At 45.9% G+C, this 19,215-nt stretch carries 13 protein-coding genes and 2 pseudogenes; 10 read left to right on the top strand and 5 right to left on the bottom strand.

Annotated features, from left to right (window positions below; genetic code table 11):
- Window positions 1–546 precede the first annotated feature (546 nt).
- The 3 genes from GPLA_RS06135 to cynS are packed head-to-tail and all read left to right on the top strand — an operon-like array spanning window position 547 to window position 3,620.
- Window positions 547–1,413, top strand: a complete 867-nt coding sequence (locus GPLA_RS06135) for a formate/nitrite transporter family protein (protein WP_040514035.1) — start codon at window positions 547–549, stop codon at window positions 1,411–1,413.
- The gene (locus GPLA_RS06130; protein WP_007103991.1) at window positions 1,400–3,142 is read left to right on the top strand and encodes a bifunctional protein-serine/threonine kinase/phosphatase; all 1,743 of its coding nucleotides are present in this window, start codon (window positions 1,400–1,402) and stop codon (window positions 3,140–3,142) included. The genes GPLA_RS06135 and GPLA_RS06130 overlap by 14 nt, the downstream gene beginning before the upstream one ends.
- A gap of 31 nt (window positions 3,143–3,173) precedes the next feature.
- Window positions 3,174–3,620: a cyanase gene (cynS, locus tag GPLA_RS06125; protein ID WP_007103990.1), complete on the top strand. Its 447-nt coding sequence runs from the start codon at window positions 3,174–3,176 to the stop codon at window positions 3,618–3,620.
- Between the two features lie 47 nt (window positions 3,621–3,667).
- Here cynS and GPLA_RS24320 read toward each other — a convergent pair.
- Together GPLA_RS24320 and GPLA_RS24315 are read right to left on the bottom strand one after the other, a co-directional pair.
- Window positions 3,668–4,003: pseudogene (locus tag GPLA_RS24320) on the bottom strand (methyl-accepting chemotaxis protein); the annotation flags it as partial.
- A gap of 204 nt (window positions 4,004–4,207) precedes the next feature.
- Window positions 4,208–4,969 (bottom strand): annotated as a pseudogene (locus tag GPLA_RS24315) (PAS domain-containing protein); the annotation flags it as partial.
- Between the two features lie 310 nt (window positions 4,970–5,279).
- Between GPLA_RS24315 and GPLA_RS06115 the strand changes: the two are divergent.
- Window positions 5,280–6,254, top strand: coding sequence for an MBL fold metallo-hydrolase (locus GPLA_RS06115; RefSeq protein ID WP_007103988.1), 975 nt, complete (start codon window positions 5,280–5,282; stop codon window positions 6,252–6,254).
- Window positions 6,255–6,330: 76 nt separating this feature from the next.
- On the opposite strand, the gene norR is transcribed toward GPLA_RS06115, so the two are convergent.
- Window positions 6,331–7,917 carry a nitric oxide reductase transcriptional regulator NorR gene (gene norR / locus GPLA_RS06110; RefSeq protein ID WP_040514020.1) on the bottom strand — a complete coding sequence of 529 codons (1,587 nt, stop codon included), beginning with the start codon at window positions 7,915–7,917 and terminating at the stop codon, window positions 6,331–6,333.
- 280 nt (window positions 7,918–8,197) lie between these two features.
- On the opposite strand from norR, the gene GPLA_RS06105 reads away from it, so the two are divergent.
- The 3 genes from GPLA_RS06105 to hmpA are packed head-to-tail and all read left to right on the top strand — an operon-like array spanning window position 8,198 to window position 10,931.
- A complete protein-coding gene (locus GPLA_RS06105) occupies window positions 8,198–8,449 on the top strand; it encodes a hypothetical protein (RefSeq protein WP_051997645.1) in 252 nt (83 codons plus the stop codon).
- 3 nt (window positions 8,450–8,452) lie between these two features.
- Window positions 8,453–9,688: an NnrS family protein gene (locus GPLA_RS06100; protein ID WP_007103985.1), complete on the top strand. Its 1,236-nt coding sequence runs from the start codon at window positions 8,453–8,455 to the stop codon at window positions 9,686–9,688.
- Between the two features lie 52 nt (window positions 9,689–9,740).
- Window positions 9,741–10,931 (top strand): NO-inducible flavohemoprotein, encoded by a 1,191-nt coding sequence (gene hmpA / locus GPLA_RS06095; RefSeq protein ID WP_007103984.1) that lies wholly within the window; start codon window positions 9,741–9,743, stop codon window positions 10,929–10,931.
- 63 nt (window positions 10,932–10,994) lie between these two features.
- Here the strand turns inward: hmpA and GPLA_RS06090 are convergent, their stop codons facing one another.
- Entirely contained in the window at window positions 10,995–13,190 is a 2,196-nt protein-coding gene (locus tag GPLA_RS06090) for a glycoside hydrolase family 3 C-terminal domain-containing protein (protein WP_007103983.1), read from the bottom strand.
- A 229-nt stretch (window positions 13,191–13,419) separates the two neighbouring features.
- Between GPLA_RS06090 and GPLA_RS06085 the strand changes: the two genes are divergently transcribed.
- The 3 genes from GPLA_RS06085 to GPLA_RS06070 all read left to right on the top strand — a co-directional run bounded on the left by GPLA_RS06085 (window position 13,420) and on the right by GPLA_RS06070 (window position 17,283).
- Window positions 13,420–14,868 (top strand): sulfatase, encoded by a 1,449-nt coding sequence (locus GPLA_RS06085; RefSeq protein ID WP_007103982.1) that lies wholly within the window; start codon window positions 13,420–13,422, stop codon window positions 14,866–14,868.
- Entirely contained in the window at window positions 14,865–16,331 is a 1,467-nt protein-coding gene (locus tag GPLA_RS06080) for a sulfatase family protein (protein WP_007103981.1), read from the top strand. The genes GPLA_RS06085 and GPLA_RS06080 overlap by 4 nt, the downstream gene beginning before the upstream one ends.
- 265 nt (window positions 16,332–16,596) lie before the next feature.
- Window positions 16,597–17,283, top strand: coding sequence for a pseudouridine synthase (locus GPLA_RS06070; protein ID WP_007103979.1), 687 nt, complete (start codon window positions 16,597–16,599; stop codon window positions 17,281–17,283).
- Window positions 17,284–17,359: 76 nt separating this feature from the next.
- On the opposite strand, the gene GPLA_RS06065 is transcribed toward GPLA_RS06070, so the two are convergent.
- Window positions 17,360–19,045, bottom strand: coding sequence for a BamA/TamA family outer membrane protein (locus GPLA_RS06065; protein WP_007103978.1), 1,686 nt, complete (start codon window positions 19,043–19,045; stop codon window positions 17,360–17,362).
- Between the last annotated feature and the right edge of the window lie 170 nt (window positions 19,046–19,215).

The following is a 19,215-nucleotide window of genomic DNA, read 5'->3' as shown; positions in this document are numbered from 1 at the left end:
TATTCTATTGTGCAAGCGACCCGTCGCGATCGAGCGTCGACCGTAACACGGTTATGACAGCTACTAATATGGTCCCCTATTCCGATTTTGCTCGTCAGTCAGGTTTTCATTTAATACTGTTTTATATACAGGATTATTTACTGTCCAAGCTTCGCTCTGTTGTTATCTGACCTATTTTTTAAATGCATGGTATTGCTTTGCGCGAATGCTGATATGCGCTGCGCTAAAATGTTGCACTGGGTGCACCCATTAGACTTTTTATGCACCAACTTGTATCAGAGTGATATTGAGTATTTTGGTTAACTAATTGAAAATATTAATTTTATTCTATTGGCATAAGACTTGTAACCGCAATAGTAAGGTTCGGGTTTTTTGCCCTTTCAAATAAATTATTTAGACGACGGTGTCTAGTTTATCTGCTTTTTAGCGGGTTAACTGACACCGTTTTTTTTGTTTTTTTGTTTTTTTTGAAAGGCAGAAATGACTGATTTATCCGGGCTAACACAACAAATTAGGTTCAACATACTAAATTTAACGGGGTTATTTATGGCTTATTTATTACCGGCAGAGTTTGTCACCAAAATGGTTGATGCAGGGGAATCAAAAGTATTCATGTCCACACGAGATACCCTGATCCGGGGGTATATGGCGGGAGCCATTTTGGCACTGGCGGCTGTTTTTGCTATTACGATAGCAGTGCAAACTGGGATGTTTTTACTCGGTGCTATTTTATTCCCTGTGGGTTTTTGTATGTTGTATCTTATGGGCTTCGACTTGCTCACTGGTGTGTTTGTACTGACGCCATTAGCCCTTATCGATAAACGTCCTGGCGTGACCGTCAAAGGGGTTTTACGTAATTGGGGTTTAGTTTTTTTAGGTAATTTCGGCGGCGCGTTAACGGTGGCTATCATGATGGCCTTTATATTTACTTATGGCTTTAACACTGACCCGGGGGCCATAGGCAAGAAAGTGGCTTCGATAGGCGAAGCGCGTACATTAGGATACGCGGAATATGGCACCGCTGGTTGGTTTACGATTTTTATTCGCGGCATGTTGTGTAACTGGATGGTGTCGTTGGGTGTGGTCGGTGCGATGATCTCTACGCATGTGAGCGGTAAGGTGATTGCTATGTGGATGCCTATCTTCCTATTTTTCTTTATGGGATTTGAGCATTCAGTGGTTAACATGTTTTTGTTCCCATTTAGCCTGATTTTAGGCGGGGAGTTCTCAGTCATGGATTACTTGGTATGGAATGAAATTCCTACCGCGTTGGGTAATCTGGTAGGCGGCTTAGCCTTTACCGGTTTAACCTTGTACAGCACTCATGTACGCACTGCACCTAAGCGTAACCTGCCTTATTCAAAACCGGCTGATTTAGCCCCAAGCTCAGTCGCTGAGCATGCAACTCGCTAAGTTGAATGTTGGCCAGCATAGTATTGCTGGCCTTAAATCGGTTAATCAAGACTATTGTGGCAGTTGCTGTCCTATTGATAGTCAAGGACGCTTGAAGGGGCAAGTGTTGGTAATCGCCGATGGAATTGGCAGCAGCACTGTAAGTCAGGTTGCGAGTAAAGCTGCCGTCAATAGTTTCTTACAAGACTACTATGCAACGTCTGACGCATGGTCGGTTGAAACATCTGCCACTCGAGTGATGCAGTCCATTAACGCTTGGTTGCACGGTTATACTAAGCAAAGTGAGTTTCGTTACGATCTTGAAAAGGGCTATGTGTGTACCTTTAGTGCCTTGATTATAAAAGGAAGCACAGCGCATATTTTTCATGTAGGCGATGCTAGGGTTTATCTATTACGTCAAGGGGGGTTAGAGCAACTTTCCAACGATCATCGCCAATATGCTGCGCAAGGTCAGAGTTACTTGAGCCGCGCGCTTGGCATGCACACTCAGCTTGATATCGATTATGTAACATTGCCAATATGCCAAGACGATATCTTTATCCTGTGCACGGATGGTGTACATGAATATCTATCGCCTAGTGACATGTTGCACAATGTAACAACTGGGACTGCCGTTGAAGGTAATGCATCAGCTAACTTGCTTGCTGAGGGCTTGGTACAACAAGCGCTGGCTAACGGCAGTGACGACAACCTCAGCTTACAAGTCGTTAAGGTCACAGAGCTGATCAAGCCGCAAGGTAAACCGATTACTGAAGCGCTCACAGCTTTGCCTTTACCTCCTATGTTACAGGCTGGCCAAACGTTTGACGGTTATCATGTTATTCGTTCATTACATGTGTCTGCCCGCAGCCATGTGTACCTTGTCGAAGATCAAACCAACCAGCAACAATGGGTGTTGAAAACCCCCTCAGTCGATTTATCTGACAGCGATGAATACTTAGAGCGTTTTTGTTTAGAGGAATGGATAGGGCGGCGTATGCACAATCCTCATGTGCTAAATGTGCCTGCTAGTTCGCGCCCCAAACAGTTTATATATTCGGTGGCTGAATATGTTCAAGGCCAGTCATTACGTCAATGGATGACCGATAATCCCAAACCTGAACTGGAAGCAGTAAGAAACATCATCGAGCAAATAGGTAAAGGGTTACAGGCGTTTCATCGTTTAGACATGCTACATCAAGATATTCGTCCTGAGAACATCATGATTGACTTACACGGCACAGTAAAAATCATTGATTTTGGTTCTACCACGGTCGCTGGTCTACAGGAAGTCGGGCAAGGCTGTGGCAATAATGAATTGCTTGGTACGGCACTTTACATGGCACCGGAGTACTTCTTGGGCGAGGTGGGCACACCCAGTTCGGATCTGTTTTCCTTGGCGGTGCTGGCCTATCACATGCTGACTGGACGTTTTCCATATGAAACCCATGTCTCCAAGACCCGCACTCGATCTCAGCAAAACAGGCTTATTTACCAGTCTGTTAGAGATGATGACAGTGTGTTACCGGCATGGCTGGATGCGACTCTGCATAAGGCGTTAAGAGTCGATCCATTTAAACGCTATGCACAGTTATCAGAATTTATACATGACTTACGTCACCCCAATGCCGATTTTGTACGTAAATCAAAACCACCCATTATGGAACGCAATCCTGTGGCATTTTGGCAGTGTGTTGCCAGTGCCCTACTTATCAGCAATGTATATTTTATATATCTATTTTTAACCTAATCCTAAAGCCATTTTATTGAGGAGTGAATTCATGCAAACCAGAGAGCAAGTTACCCAAGCGATTGTGCTGGCGAAAGTACAAAAAGGTATCACCTGGCAACAGGTTGCGGATGCCGTTGGTCAGTCGAAGGAATGGACAACCGCAGGGTGTTTGGGGCAAATGACCTTCGATGCACCACAAGCGAAAGTTGTGGCCCAACTGTTTAATTTAGACGAAAACGCAGAAGCTTGGTTGCAAGTTGTACCCTATAAAGGTTCTTTCACTGAAAGTGTGCCGAGTGACCCGCTACTTTACCGTTTATACGAAATGATCAATGTGTATGGCTCGACGATCAAATCGTTGATCCACGAAGAATTTGGTGACGGTATCATGAGCGCAATTGATTTTTCCATGGATATTAAGCGCGAGGAAAATAGCGCCGGTGATCGCGTCAGTATTGGTTTGTCAGGTAAATTTTTGCCGTATAAATCTTATTAAGCTGGGTTACAGTTAGCTGGTTGCTTTAAGGGCAACCAGCTAGCCAGTTAACCTTCTTTGCGCAGACGATCTACTGTTTCACTCACGTATCTGGCGCCAGTTAGCACTTCTTCGATAATTGTTGCCGCTTCTTCAACCTGGGTGGCACTTTCTCGCGATTGTTGGTGAATGCTGGCGATACTGTCTTTGGCTTTTTGCGTTAATGCGCTGTTGCTGGTGACTAATTGCTCAATGCCTGCGGTTGAACTGACGGTTCTCGCGGCTAGCGTGCGCACTTCATCCGCAACAACGGCAAATCCTCGGCCATATTCACCTGCACGTGCGGCTTCAATTGCCGCGTTGAGGGCAAGTAAGTTCGTTTGGTCGGCGATGCCACTGATAGTCGTCACAATTTTGGAAATTTCTTCTGAACGTTTGTTAAGCTGCTCAATTAAGTCGGTAGAGGTCAATGTGCTGGTAACTATGGCATGGGAGGTATCCACACTGCGCTGTAAAATTACTGCACCATCTTGAGATATTTTAGCCGTTTGTATTGATGTGCTATAAGCAATTTCAGCCGCTTCTTGAGTGGCTAATTGCTGCTCTATTCGTGTGGTAATATTCGACGCTATTTTGACCACTTTTATGACTCGCCCCTGGCTATTGAGTACGGGGTTGTAGGTGGCTTCGAGCCAAATGGTTTTGCCGCTACGGGTCACCCGATTAAATTGCCCGCCTTTAAATTCTCCTCTGGCGAGCTCAGCCCAAAAATTCGGGTTCTCTTGATAGAAATCGTCGTTGCAAAACAATCTGTGGTGCTTACCTACTATGTCATTTAAATTTGCATAGCCCATGGCTTTAATAAAATTCGCGTTAGCGTTTAACACCTCTCCCGATGGGGTGAATTCTATCAGCGCATTTGCACGATCTAGCGCTTGAAATATGGCTGTTTGGCTGTCCAGACGTTCTTTTTCAACTGTGATATCGTTGGCTATTTTGATTATCCTGACAACGTCACCGTTTTGCTCAACGGGGAAGTAGGTCGCTTCAAGCCATAGATCCGTATTATCTTTTCGTTTACGCAAAAATGTACCGCTGGAACTCTCGCCTTTGGCGAGACTCCCCCAAAACGCGCGATAACTGCTTGAACCAGATTCTTCAGTCGCACAAAATATGCGGTGATGTTGGCCTTTTATTTCGGCCAAGGTATAACCCACGGTGGCTAAAAATAACGGATTTGCCTCGAGTATTTGACCATCAGGGGTAAATGAAATAGTCGCACAATGGTTCTCAAGAGAGCGAATAAAAGATGATTCAAAACTTACGACAGTAGGCGCATCTGGTTTTGTACTAGTACGTGAAAAAAACATGGTTCTGTACCTCATTATCTATCATTCATATAAATGGAAAATAATTTACCCATCAATATTAGTGATGGAATTTCGACATAGTATATTAATACAGCAGTTTTTAATGCGGGCTTTGTTGACTTAGTAGAGGCTCTTGATAAATATGGTGATTTGTTCTTTTCTGGCGATTGAACGTTGCCCTATTCGCCTTATATATGGGGGTAAACTAGTTTTTTATGCGAGTAGAATATGGGGCAAGGCGCTTAATTGTTGCTGATAGCCAGTAGAAAAATGATTGTGTATGCTTAATATTTTTAAGGAAGCTGAGTAAATGAAAATATTTAACCTAATACGAATTTGTCTTCTTTATCCTGTTGTGGTGTGTGGCTTGTCTCTGACTTCTCAGGCGAACGGGACTGAAAGTATGGCTAAGTTATCGTCCTCTGGATTTTATCGGCTTCAGCTCGGTGAATTTGAAGTGACTGCTTTGAGTGACGGCACTGTGGACTTGCCCATGGATAAATTATTGCAGCAAGACGCGGATAAAACCAAGGCTCAGTTGGCAGGAGTCTTTTTAGCCACCCCAACCGAAACGTCAGTCAATGGTTATTTAATTAATACAGGTGAAGAGCTGGTGTTGGTCGATACCGGTGCAGGCAGTTTGTTTGGCCCAACCTTGGGCAACATCGTCATCAGTTTACGCGCCGCCGGTTATAAACCAAGCGATGTGGATCATATCTTACTCACCCATCTGCATCCTGATCACGTTGGCGGTTTAGCGCAAGACGGTGAGCGCGTATTCTCTAGTGCCATGATACACGCTGATCAGCGTGACCTTGATTACTGGTTAAGTGAAGCTGAAATGAATAAAGCGCCTGAAGAGAATAAAGGTTTTTTCCAAGGTGCGATGGCGTCTCTTAATCCCTATGTCAACGCGCAAAAAGTCGTTGCTTTTGATGGTAGTCAGCAAATCTTGCCAGGTATAAAGGCGAATGCCACACATGGACATACGCCGGGGCACACAAGTTATTTACTCGAGAGCGATGGGCAAGCCATGTGGGTGATAGGTGATTTGATACATGCGGCAGCAATACAGTTTGCGTATCCAGAGGTCACTATTGATTTTGACGCATCACCAGAGCTCGCTTTGGCCCAACGTAGCCGTATATTTGGGCAAGCGGCGAACAGCAAGGCTATGATAGCTGGAGCGCATTTGCCGTTTCCAGGGTTAGGGCATTTAGTTAAATTACAGAATGGGTTTAAATGGATCCCTGCTAATTACCAACGTTTACGTTCAAAGCGCTAGGATGGGATGCAATAAGTTTTAGAGACTAACCTGCACAAGTCTTAGGGTAAATGACGCAAGTTCTTTGTTGGGTGCGTCATTGGGGTTTGACCTTCTTCTCAATGCTGATGCCTAATCGTTTTGCTAAACGTGTCAGGTTGGCGCGATCCAACTCCAGATGTTTCGCCGCCAGAGTCCAATTTCCACTGCTGTGTTGCAAAGCCGCTATAATGTGATTTTTTTGGAACGTTTCTGTCATCGTTTTCAGTCCTTCTAGATCAACTGGTGGCATCGCATTTTCGGCTGGTGCCAAATGTGTGGCAGGGGTCTGAAAATTATCTGCTTGGCGGTCGAGATCCAAATCTTGCGCGGAAAGAGAAATAATATCTTGATGTTCGCTACCACGACTTGCTTTGAGGGATGCGCGGCTGATCACATGCTCAAGTTCCCTTACATTGCCTGGCCAAGGATAATCCAGTAGCGATGCTTGCGCGTCTGGACGCAACTTTAACTGGCGTATGCCCAGCTTACGAGCGGTGACTTCTAAAAAGAATCCCGCGAGTAATAAGATATCTTGCTCACGATCTTTAAGTTCTGGCACGCTGATGGGGTAAACGGATAAACGATGATACAAGTCGGCGCGAAAACGCCCTAATCTAACTTCTTCAGCCAGATCGCGGTTGGTCGCAGCGATAACGCGCACATTGACTGAAGCGACGCTGTCTTTACCCACGGGCTGAATTTCCCCACTTTGCAACACGCGCAATAACTTACTTTGTACACTGAGTGGCAGTTCACCCACTTCATCGAGAAAAATGGTGCCGCCATCGGCCAACCGGAATTTACCGGGACGCGCTTTCTCCGCTCCGCTAAACGCTCCCTTTGCATGGCCGAACAGTTCGCTTTCCGCCAATGTTTCCGGTATCGATGCACAGTTTATATGCACTAGAGGTTGCTGACGACGGGCTGATAATTGGTGCAGGGTACGGGCTACTAACTCTTTTCCCGTGCCGGTCTTTCCCAATATCAACACGCTGTAATCCGAGCCCGCAACCAATTGAATATCACTTTTTAGTGCAAGCATGACAGGGCTGTTGCCAATGAGTTCGCCACCGTCTCTAGTGAGGGCTTCATGGGTCAACTCCTGTACTAATTCCTGTGCCTGCTGGGCGCGTTGCTCTAACGCTTTAAGCTGTATTGCGGTTTTCAGAGTTGCCGCAGACAGGGCAGTGATCAACTGCAAGGTGCGCTCAGGAATATCGCTAAATGCATTGGGTTGAAGGCTATCGAGGGTCACAACACCCATCAGTTGATTATCACTGTACAGGGGTAACCCCATACAAGAATGCACAGGTAGATCGCCTTCTTTAGCAAGCAGTAAACCATCATAGGGGTCGGGTAGGGTTGAATCAGATGGAAAACGCACTGGATGTTTCCCTGAGCAGATTTGCGCAAGGCGAGGATGATCATCCAGCTTAAAGCGTCGTCCTAATGTGTCTGGCGCCAGCCCTTGAATCGCCAGCGGTTTTAATTGCTCAGTCTGAAAAGCCAGTAATACAACAGCGTCACAGTTGATCGCCTTTCGAATAGACGACAACAGTCGGTCAAAACGGTCTTCATTGTTAATACTGTTGGCTAAATCCAGCGCAACTTCTAGCAAAAGTGTTGAGTTCATTTCGAGCATGTCATCTCAGCGGTTAGTTTCCTGCACCATTTACTTTGTGGTTATTTTATGGCTCTAGGTTGGGTACATAATGCCACAAAAAAAATTAAAGTCATAACACACCATATGAGTCATATTGACTCTATTTTTTTGTGAGTCATTATGACTCTTTTGTTTGAGTTATTTTTATAACCATTTGATTTTAATCTATTTTATTCGTTGGCATTAAAGATGCAGTACCTTAGTTATCAACGAGAAAATAACTCGTTTACACACTTAATCCCAGTGACTGGAGGTAATTATGGCTAGTATGGCACGCAAAGAAAGCACAAATCGCAACCACGCCCTATTCAACGTAGCTAACTCGACGCTGGGGATCTCGTTGGGATTATTAGTGCTTAGCATAGCGATTAGTTATCCCCTGGCTGATTTGTTTTCCTTAGGCCAGCAGGTTGCCAGCCATGTGGTGATCATTGTCAGCGCCAGTGTGCTTAAAGTGGCCTATGTGGCTAGGTGCATTGCACTGTACGAACAGCACAAGCAGGTGTGTTAATTCATGGCTAAATTGATAATCAGCCCTGGACAGGTGCAAGATCCACTTGCCGTTCAACCTGTGATGAAAAGCGCCTCTAAGCGGGTCCTTTTTTCTTTGGCGTTTCGGATTTTTTTCTTACTTGGCGCCGCTTGGGCCTTTTTGGCTGTTGGAATTTGGACCCTGTGGTTTAGCGGCCAATGGACGGAGAATTGGGTATTTCCGCCCACACTTTGGCACGCCCATGAAATGATATTCGGTTTTGCGGCTCTGATTGCGAGCGGATTTTTACTGACCGCAGTGCAGACGTGGACCGGCTTACGCAGTGCCCATGGTGGGTTTTTAATCGCGTTAACGCTACTTTGGTTAATCGCCAGAGTGAGTTTGCTTATTAATGCGGGACCTTGGAGCCTAGCGGTTTTTTGTGTGGCCCAGTTTGGCTGGTGGCTTGGGGTGATTGCTTGCTTCAGTTACTTAATTATTAAGGCAAAAAATCAAGCCAATCGGGTGCAGATCCTACTCCTGAGCGCCATGTTTATGTGCAATACACTTTTTGTTTTTTTACTCATTAAGCAGGAATTTGCAGCCGCATCGTACATGGGGCAAAGCGCGATTGTGTTGTTCTGTGTGCTGATCACGCTGATTGGGGGCAGAGTGATCCCGTTTTTTACCGCCCGCGCTCTTGGGCAAAAACAGTACAAAAACCCGCTACTGGATAACGTGCTTTTCTGGGGGTCACTGTTTGCAAGCGTGGTGTTTGGCGCACAATTTTACTTTGCCTTTACCCAACAAGCCGCAGGCATATTAATACTGCTGAGTATTGCTCATCTGTGGCGTCTTAGGCAGTGGTACCACAAAGGCATTTGGCAGGAGTCCTTGTTATGGTCTTTGCATTTGTCCTATCTCGCCATGGCGCTGGGATTACTGCTTGCTGGACTGAGTTTATTAACGCCGCTGTTAGCCCTAAAAGATGCCCTGCATCTTATCAGCATCAGTGCGGTATCTGGGATGATCCTAAGCATGATGTCCCGAGTCTCATTGGGGCATACCGGCCGTGCCTTAAAAATCAACGTTAGCCTAAACGGCGCGTTCGCTTTGTTGTTAGTGGCGGGTTTGATACGGGCACTTTCTGGGTTAACTGAACATGTTCTTTTCTATTGGCAGTTGAGCGCCTGCTTTTGGCTAGCAGCGTTTAGCTTGTTCTTGTGGCACTACCTGCCCATTCTCACTCGGGCTCGTATTGACGCTAAGCCCGATTAATTTTGTCGATAAACAATCGATACTTTCACCATCACCTATTAAGAGGTTTTTTATGTTATCAGCTCAAACTATTGCCACTGTGAAAAGCACTATTCCGTTATTGGAATCAGCAGGTGTGGCGATCACCGACCATTTCTATCAGCGCATGTTTCGCCTGAATCCAGAGCTTAAAAACATATTTAATATGGCCAATCAAACCAATGGTCGTCAGCAGTTTGCACTTTTTAGCGCGATCGCGGCTTACGCTAAAAATATCGACAACTTGGGGGCATTAAATGAAGTCGTGGAGCGAGTCGCCCATAAACACACCAGCTTTTTTATTCAGCCAGAACACTACGATATTGTTGGCCATCATCTAATTGAGACGCTTCGTGAATTAGCGCCCGATGCATTCACTCCTGACGTGGAACAAGCTTGGACCGAAGCCTATGGCGCCTTGGCGAACATATTTATCAATCGTGAAGGGGATTTATATAATCAAACTGAACAGGCTGAGGGAGGATGGTTGGGGCCACGACAGTTTAAAGTTCTGAGTAAAACGCCTGAGTCCTCTTTGGTGACCAGTTTTGTGTTGGCGCCAGTGGACGGTGAACCGGTAGTGACTTATAAACCGGGTCAGTACTTAGGTATTAAGGTGCATCCTAAACACTGTGAGTATGTGGAAATGCGCCAATATTCGCTGTCAGACAAACCTAATTCTGCGACCTACCGTATCAGTGTAAAACGTGAACAGGGTGACGTACACGGCCTAGTATCGAACTATTTACATGAGTCGGTTGAGCAAGGAGATGTGGTAGATGTTTTACCGCCTGCTGGAGATTTCTTTTTACAACATCGCCATTTACCCACGGTACTCATTTCTGCCGGAGTGGGCTTAACCCCTATGATGTCGATGCTTGAAGCGGTAGTGGATAGCCACCCTCAAACGCCTATCCATTTTTTACATGCGTGTGAAAATGCCCAGCAACATTCCTTTACTCAGCGCGTTGCTGACCTGGAAAAAAGCACTCCTGAGCTTAGCGCATATAGTTGGTATGCAAGCCAAGCTCCTGAGCAAGATAATGTGTTTAGCGGATTAATGTCATTGGCTCCATTGGCGCAGAAACTGCCTGTAAACAGTGGTAATTTCTATATCTGTGGGCCGACTGGTTTCATGAAGTTTATCAAACACCAGCTACTGGATTTAGGCGTGAAAGACGCGCAAATTCACTATGAAGTGTTTGGCCCCCATAGCGATTTATAGCAGTACGGGGATAAAGTCTCGAACTCGATCGCCAGCTCATTCACGCTGGCGATCCCAGCGTTATTAAAATTTTATTTCTAGGCGCTGATGAGGCGCTGCGCCTAATTCAAGACTGCGTGGGCTGGGCAGTGAGTCGCCTACCGCTAGGCTATATCGACCTTGTGGCCATACAGTTTCACCTGCGTTATTGACTTGGTACAGATCCTTTCCCTGAATTGTTAACTCAACCCAGCGTGTCTCTTTCGGGGCAAGATGGATGCGCTTAAACGATTTAAGGCTGCTAATTGCCTCGTTGTTCATCCGCGCTATTGGTGACAGGTAAGCTTGAACGACAGTTTCACCAGCGATGTCTCCTCTGTTCTCTACTTCAACACTCAAGGTCAAGGCTTCGCCTTCAATCGCTTTGCCTTGAGAAACAGTGAGATCATTGAAGCTAAATTCAGTATATGATCGACCAAAACCGAAGGGATACAAGGGCGCTTTTTCGAGGAATTTATAGGTTCTGCCTGTCATCGCGTAATCATCAAAAGGCGGCAGATCATCAATCGATTTTACAAAGGTCAGGGGTAAATGGCCTGACGGATTGGTATCACCAAATAGCACATCTGCTACAGCATTACCGCCTTGCTCCCCCGGGTACCATATCCACAGTATGGCATCAGCCAGGGGCTCTAAATCGCTGATATCAACCGGACTACCAGCGGCAACAACCAGTATCAACGGGCCTTTTTTATGGGCTGCCAACTGCTTTACATAATCCACTTGGTTTTGTGGCAAGGTGATTGCGACCCGATCCCCTCTGTCAGCGGAGGCAATAGCATCGACCTCTTCGCCTTCCATATCGGCAGACACACCGACCACAGCAATAACCGCATCTGCGGTTTTGGCGACTTGCGGCGCCCAATTTAGCGGGTTGATATTGTTATGAAACGGCAGTGAGCCGCTGCGATAATTTAAAGAAGAGCCCAAGGACACTTTACCGGCAATACCTTCCAGAACACTGACTAAACTGTCAGATATACCATAGTAGTTACCAATCAACATGTCTGATGAGGCCGCAAATGGGCCGGTTACATAAGGCACTTTGATGTCTTTTGAAAGCGGCAATACGTGATTATCATTTTTAAGCAGCACAATTGATTTACGTGCGACGTCACGAGACAGATTAATATGCTCAGGGCTATGAATGACGTCAGGGGTAACTTCGTTGTAAGGATTAAGCCCTGCAGGGTCAAAGAAGCCTAACTGAAAGCGGATCATCAGTAATTGAGTCAGGCGCTGGTCAATCAGTTCCAAGGGAACTAAATTTTGCTCAAGTGCAGCTTTTAGGAAATGCTCATAGGTAGAGCCACAATTAAGGTTAACGCCAGATTGTAATGCTAGCGCGGCAGATTCAGGCCCGCTTTTTGTGACCTTATGCCCAGCTTGAAAATCGTTTAGGGCGCCGCAGTCAGACACTATATAGCCGTGAAATCCCCATTGCTTTTTTAGAATGCCATCCAATAATTGGGCACTGGCGCAGGCGGGTTCGCCGTTAACAGCGTTATATGCACACATCACCCCAGCTACCTTTGCTTGGGTAACGAGAGCTTCAAAGGCAGGTAAATAGGTCTCGTATAAATCTTTTTGGCTGGGTTCTACATCAAAATGATGACGCAAGGATTCAGGCCCCGAATGCACCGCGAAATGCTTGGCCACCCCGGCAGATTTCAAATATTTCGGATCATCACCTTGCAGACCTTTTACAAACGCCGTACCCATCTGTGCGGTCAAGAAGGGATCTTCTCCATAGGTTTCTTGTCCGCGCCCCCAGCGGGGGTCGCGAAAAATATTGACGTTAGGGGTCCAGAAGGTCAGCCCGGCATATTGACCTTGATTACCGATAGACTGGGCGATGGCATATTTGGCCCGCGCTTCATCTGAGATAGCACTTGCTACCTGATGTGCTAGGTCTGGATCGAAAGTGGCAGCTAGGCCAATCGCCTGAGGGAAAATCGTCGCTTTGCCGTTACGGGCGATACCGTGCAGCGCTTCGTTCCACCAATTGTATTGGGGCACATTAAGCCGTGCAATGGCCGGCGTGGCGTGTGACAACTGAGCGATTTTTTCGTCCACTGTCATGGCATTAACTAAGAGGTTAGCCCGCTGTGCAAAACTGATGTCAGGGTCAAACCACACCTGTTGCGCTGTATTTTTATCGGTGGCATTGGTTAATTGGCTTATTAAAAAAAGTGCTAACACAGTCAGTTTTTTGAGCATCAAATATTCCTTCTCACTATTTTCGAAAGCGTTATTTAATCCATTTAAGAGTGTGCTGGATAAATTGCCTTTGAATGTAAATTTGGTTAAAGTATATTGTATACTGTTAACAAAATGACAATCAATAGTGAAGATGAATACATTCGAAGTGCCGGTATGGAGCCTCAAGACGTGCAATAGAGAGGAAGTTATTGCAACAGATTACAAGATAGAGCGGAGAAAATTTTTTATGACTAAGCTGATACAGAAAAAATTTTGGCGTAATCACTGGTTAATGCTTGCTGTGAGCGTCGTGATGCCTATTCAGTCTTACGCCAGCCAGCAACAGGAAACGTCCCCGCCCAACATTCTATTTATTTTATCAGACGATGCGGGGTATGCGGATTTTGGCTTTCAGGGCAGCGACGTAATGCGTACCCCAAACCTAGATAAATTGGCATCACAAGGCACGGTATTTACACAAGCATATGTAAGTGCGGCGGTGTGTGGCCCATCAAGGGCTGGAATATTAACCGGTAAATATCAGCAGCGCTTTGGCTATGAAGAAAATAACGTTCCTGGGTATATGAGTCAGTCAGGTTTAACGGGTGACGATATGGGCTTACCTCTTGATCAGAAAACCATGGCGGATTATTTGCGCGAGCGTGGCTACAAAACAGCCTTAATCGGTAAATGGCATCAGGGCAATGCAGACAGGTTTCATCCAACCAAACGCGGGTTCGATGAGTTTTATGGCTTTCGTGGCGGTGCGCGAAGTTACTTCGGTTTCGGTGCTCAAAATCCCGTTTCTTACCCAGAGGATAAGTTGGAGCGTGGCTTTGCTCACTTTCAAGAATCTAAGCGTTATCTAACGGAAGCGCTGGCGACTGAAACCGTCGAATTTATTAAACGAAATCAAAAACATCCGTTTTTCGTCTTTTTGTCATTTAATGCTGTGCACACCCCTATGGAAGCCAAACCTGCAGACTTAGCTCAGTTCTCCAACCTTAAGGGTAAGCGACAACAACTGGCTGCTATGACGCTATCCATGGACCGGGAAATAGGCAAGGTATTAAATACGCTTGATGAGTTGGGGCTGAGCGACAACACCTTAGTGGTATTTACCAATGATAATGGCGGGCCATCGGATACCAACGCATCTAATAATGGGCCTTTGAGTGGCACTAAAGCGAATCATCTGGAAGGCGGGATCCGCGTGCCTTTTATTATGCGCTGGCCGGCGGGGAAGGTGTCTCAAGGGGAATACCCTAATCCTATTAGTACCTTAGATTTATTGCCCACTTTCTTTAGCGCTGCTGGTGGGAATGAACAGCAATTAGCGGCAATCGATGGAGTGGATTTATTGCCATTCATTAAACAGGAAAATAACAGCCCACCTCATTCACGCCTGTATTGGAAAAAAGAAAACAGAGCGGCGATAAGAGACGGTAATTGGAAATTACTGCGCTTTCCTGATCGCCCAGCAGAGCTTTACGACCTGAGCAAGGATATTTCAGAGATGCACGATCTTGCTGATATGTACCCTGAGCGGGTAGCCCAGCTATATGAGCGTCTTTTTAAGTGGGAACTAACCCTTGAACGTCCATTATGGCAACTCAAACGACAATATGAGGGAGACGCTATGATGCGCATGGACAATTACCGAATCACTAGCAATCAGGAGATGAAGCAAAAATGAAATTCAGTGCATTAATTCTCGCAGCAAAGTGCTTATGTTTAAGCACTTTGTTAGCAACCAGCGTGGCATATGCTGGCCAAACTAAAGCAGACTCCAGACCAAATATAATAGTGATATTGGCTGATGATTTAGGCTATGGCGATTTAGGGTTTACCGGCTCACGTGAAATCAAAACGCCTAATATTGATGCCTTGGCACACAAGGGTGTGGTGTTCAGTAATGCTTACGTGACTCATCCCTATTGCGGGCCGTCCCGAGCAGGTTTGTTAACAGGACGTTATCAAGCGCGCTTTGGCATGGAAATTAACGCCGCACATTCTCCAGATGATCCCTTCATGGGCTTGCCAGTTGACGAACCCACGTTTGCGAAACGAATGCAAAAAGCGGGTTATAAAACGGCCGTAATAGGCAAATGGCATATGGGCTCGCATCCTAATTTCCATCCAAATAACCGAGGCTTTGATTATTTTTATGGCTTCCTCGGTGGTGGGCATGACTATTTCCCTGAGTCGGTGAAAGTGAGTAATGAAGAATACAGTATTCCCTTGTCGCGAAATGGTAAACCCGCCCAATTAAACGAGTACTTAACAACGGCTATCAGTAAAGAAGCAGCCGAGTTTGCTATGACGACATCCCAGCCGTTTATGATGTATGTAGCTTATAATGCGCCCCACCAGCCCTTAGAGGCAACACAAAAAGACTTAGCAAAATATCAACATATCGAGGATATCAATCGTAGGACCTATGCCGCCATGGTTGACTCTATGGATCAAGGTATAGGTAGGTTAGTTAACGGCCTAAAGCAAAGTGGTAAGTTTGAAAATACGCTGATTTTCTTTTTATCCGACAATGGCGGTGTGTATCCTGAATCTTGGATGCCAAACTCGAACTGGGCCAGCAACAAACCCTTTAGACGCGGTAAAGTCAGTTTAACTGAAGGAGGGGTGCATGTGCCCTTTATTGCCCACTGGCCGGCCGGTTTTGGCAACAAGGGTCAGTTCGATGGCCTAGTATCATCCCTTGATATCGCCGCGACATCCCTTGGTTTAGCTGGAGCGGATGTACATGATGCCAAATTAGATGGGGTAAACTTACTGCCTTACATTCGAGGAGAAAACCTCCAATCACCGCATCTTGCCTTGTTTTGGCGCTTAGAAGAGGCCAGCGACTTATGGGCGGTTCGTACCCCTGATTTTAAATATCTAAATCAACCGCTGCCCGGTGTGGGTAAAAGCTTTTTTGACATGCAAGCTGACCCTTACGAGGCGACTAACCTAAACGGCAAAATGCCCGAGCAACAAGCCAAACTTGCCGCACTGTGGAACGATTGGAACAAGGAAAATAAAGAAAATATTCTATTGCAAAACGAGCCCTATAAAGTCCGCCGTGCAGCATTTTATCAACAGCTTTACCAGGCCCAATTAGAAAAAGCGTTAGGGCGTAAAAGTCAAATTATAGAGTAGTGCTCACAGGGGGCAAACACTTCCTAGCACATCCTGTCTAGCGGGTGACGCACAGACCTGAGCTATGCCCGTTTATTAAAACCAACAGACCCGACAAATAATTTAACAGGTCATACATTCTGTATAACGTTCCATCATCACGGTTTGGAAATCCACCTCGGTATGGCATACTCTCGCGCTCACTGATTTTTGTTGTTTTACCGGCAGTACCTTGTGTTATCAGCTGCCCTGGCACACCCATGTTTTACCCTAATTAGGACTAACTATGCCCACCCTTAAACGTCTCGATCAACTACTGAGTAATTTAGGTTATTGCAGCCGCAAAGAAGCCCGTTACTTCCTCAAAGACAAACGGGTACGTGTGGCAGGCGAGATTACAAAAAGTGCTTCGCTAAAAGTCGATCCTGCTAATGTTTTAGTCGACGGTGCACCGTTAGATATGCCAGACGGGATCTTGGTAATGCTTAATAAACCCGAAGGTTATGTTTGCAGTCATGATAACAACGAAGGCAGCCGCATTTATGATCTACTACCGAGTCGCTGGGAGGCGCGCAATCCCAAGGTTGTGAGTGTAGGTCGTCTAGATAAAGATACCACAGGGCTTATATTAGTCACCGACGACACCAAGTTAGTGCATCAGCTCACATCGCCTAAAAATCACGTGGATAAGTTATACGTGGTCAGTGTGGATAGACCGCTGGAGGAAAATATTGTCAATGAATTTGCTAAAGGTGTCATGTTAGGTGACGGAGAAGAGCAATGTTTACCGGCAAAGATAGAAATAATCGGCGAAAACATGGCTAACGTCACGCTAAATGAAGGAAAGTACCATCAAGTTAGACGCATGTTTGCCGCGTGCGGATATTACGTTGATACCCTGCATAGAGAAGAGTTTGGTGCCTATTGTCTGGGTGACTTGGCAGAAGGTGAATGGCGCAATTTAATCCCTTAGTGCACAGGAATGTTATCCATATGGGAATACATGGATAACATTCGGGTAATAATCATTGCATCGGGGCTGGGCACGATTAAAAACTATTTTTAACTTGTAGGCGCCACTCCCAACTGTCGACAAATGCTGAACTGAGCAAAGGTTTTGCGATATCAATATGAATAACATTACGGTGGCTTGAACGACTGGCGTAAATACGCGCACCTATGCCGACACTTGATAATATTGAGTCAGATTCATTCAGCATGGCTGCTTGTCCGCCCCACGCTCGGCCTACATCGGCAAAAGCGACCATACCCACATCGAATAACTTGTATAGATTGTATTTGGGGTATACGCGTATTTCTGCATTGAGCAATGCACTATGCTCGCCGTGTTGATATTGCAAAGGATAACCCCGGGCACCGGTGTCGCCCCCTATGACCACAGGTTGATCGCGAAACTGCTGGGCAGACGTCACCAGACTTTGTTTGCTATACAATGACCACGTATCGTCTATGCGGTAAAAATGTTCTGCGCTCGCTGCCAGTTTCAACTGATTATGCTGGTCGCCATCAAAAACACTTTGGCCTTGAACTGACAGTAACAGCAAATAATTTTGCCACTGATAGCCTTTATCGCTGCTAAAGTCTAAATGAAACAGGCGGGAATCGGTTTGATTGGTGTTCATATCAACCCCAACACGCACACTGTGATGCCAGCCTAAGTTAAGATCCTCATTTTGCTCAATCAGGTAGACATTCGACATCACTTTGAATTCGGCTTGCCGGTATTCCAACCCTAACCAAGGATATAGGTAATCCCTATCTTCGGGTAAAAACAGCGGTTCTGAAGCTGCCCGCTCAAACTCGGGTAAGGTAAACTGGGTGGAATCCTGAGTGATCCCCGCAGTTAACCGCAGCACGTCGCCGTAATGGCCGCTTTGTTGGTCATTGTGCAGCAACCAACCGTAGGTTAATTGCTTGAAATCATGATCTAGGGCAAATCGGTTGCGGGTTCCGCCATTTTGGTAAAGGCGTTCGATGCGCTGATCGCTCTCGTAATGCACATTGAACATATGCTGGGTTGAACTTTGGTAAAATGGATCATCCAGTATCAGTTGAACCAACTGGCCGTCGTCATTATCCATCAAGCGGGTGGATATAGTGGCATGGGATAAATAAGGCACAGGAGATCTGAAATCAACTTGATAACCTGAACGCTGGTCATCTGTTTTATAGCGCACTGTGGTGCGTATTCCTGTGCCCAATAGGTTGTCTTCCTCAAAGCCTAGCGCGAGCTTGTTTTCTCCGCCCTTGCGGCCAAAACTAAAAGTGGGCAGTAAAGACCAGTTATCCCAAGTCGTTACCTTGACGTGATAATTGCCATCACAATCTGGTTCGGCGGTTACCTTGGCATCCCGTAAATAACTTTCACTGCGCAGAATGCGTTCTGCTTCGGCTAATTCGTATTCGGTAATTTTCTGTCCTGGTGCAAAGGGCAGCAAGCGTTTTACCACGCTTTCTCGGGTGTCATAGTGCATCCAATTGGCAAAGCGGTGTATGGCCATCGTGTCTTGAGCACGGGTATCAAAAATTGCTTGGGTATCAATGCTGATCGTACTGGCGATGAGTTCCGGCGTTTTAAGCTGCTTCTGTGCATCATTTTCATTGGCGGTAAACGCTGGGCAATCGGCTAGGATCACTGAGGCTGCATGTACCAATGTACCAGGGAATAGTGCGATAACGCCCGTAAGGGTTAGATAAGCGTGTTTATTCACCATTGGGTACACCTAATTATATTCGTTACGACGGCCATAAATACCCTGTCAACTTGACTGTTGCATTTTTGTTAAAAGCAGCATGCGCGCAGATTATTAAGGTTTACTTAATGAATGGTTTTCATTGCTAAAGAATGTTGACGGGTTGAGCCTAGGCGAAGTATCAAAGGGTA

The organism is Paraglaciecola polaris LMG 21857 (genome assembly GCF_000315055.1).
Classification (GTDB): domain Bacteria; phylum Pseudomonadota; class Gammaproteobacteria; order Enterobacterales; family Alteromonadaceae; genus Paraglaciecola; species Paraglaciecola polaris.
Note: the sequence above shows the minus strand (reverse complement) of the source record. Positions and strands in the feature narration are given on the sequence as shown.

What these genes read in the sequence shown, in the direction of transcription:
- GPLA_RS06135 (WP_040514035.1), top strand. Translation starts at nt 547, where the DNA reads ATGGCTTATTTATTACCGGCAGAGTTTGTCACCAAAATGGTTGATGCA.
- GPLA_RS06130 (WP_007103991.1), top strand. Translation starts at nt 1,400, where the DNA reads ATGCAACTCGCTAAGTTGAATGTTGGCCAGCATAGTATTGCTGGCCTT.
- cynS (WP_007103990.1), top strand. Translation starts at nt 3,174, where the DNA reads ATGCAAACCAGAGAGCAAGTTACCCAAGCGATTGTGCTGGCGAAAGTA.
- GPLA_RS06115 (WP_007103988.1), top strand. Translation starts at nt 5,280, where the DNA reads ATGAAAATATTTAACCTAATACGAATTTGTCTTCTTTATCCTGTTGTG.
- norR (WP_040514020.1), bottom strand. Translation starts at nt 7,917, where the DNA reads ATGCTCGAAATGAACTCAACACTTTTGCTAGAAGTTGCGCTGGATTTA.
- GPLA_RS06105 (WP_051997645.1), top strand. Translation starts at nt 8,198, where the DNA reads ATGGCTAGTATGGCACGCAAAGAAAGCACAAATCGCAACCACGCCCTA.
- GPLA_RS06100 (WP_007103985.1), top strand. Translation starts at nt 8,453, where the DNA reads ATGGCTAAATTGATAATCAGCCCTGGACAGGTGCAAGATCCACTTGCC.
- hmpA (WP_007103984.1), top strand. Translation starts at nt 9,741, where the DNA reads ATGTTATCAGCTCAAACTATTGCCACTGTGAAAAGCACTATTCCGTTA.
- GPLA_RS06090 (WP_007103983.1), bottom strand. Translation starts at nt 13,190, where the DNA reads ATGCTCAAAAAACTGACTGTGTTAGCACTTTTTTTAATAAGCCAATTA.
- GPLA_RS06085 (WP_007103982.1), top strand. Translation starts at nt 13,420, where the DNA reads ATGACTAAGCTGATACAGAAAAAATTTTGGCGTAATCACTGGTTAATG.
- GPLA_RS06080 (WP_007103981.1), top strand. Translation starts at nt 14,865, where the DNA reads ATGAAATTCAGTGCATTAATTCTCGCAGCAAAGTGCTTATGTTTAAGC.
- GPLA_RS06070 (WP_007103979.1), top strand. Translation starts at nt 16,597, where the DNA reads ATGCCCACCCTTAAACGTCTCGATCAACTACTGAGTAATTTAGGTTAT.
- GPLA_RS06065 (WP_007103978.1), bottom strand. Translation starts at nt 19,045, where the DNA reads ATGGTGAATAAACACGCTTATCTAACCCTTACGGGCGTTATCGCACTA.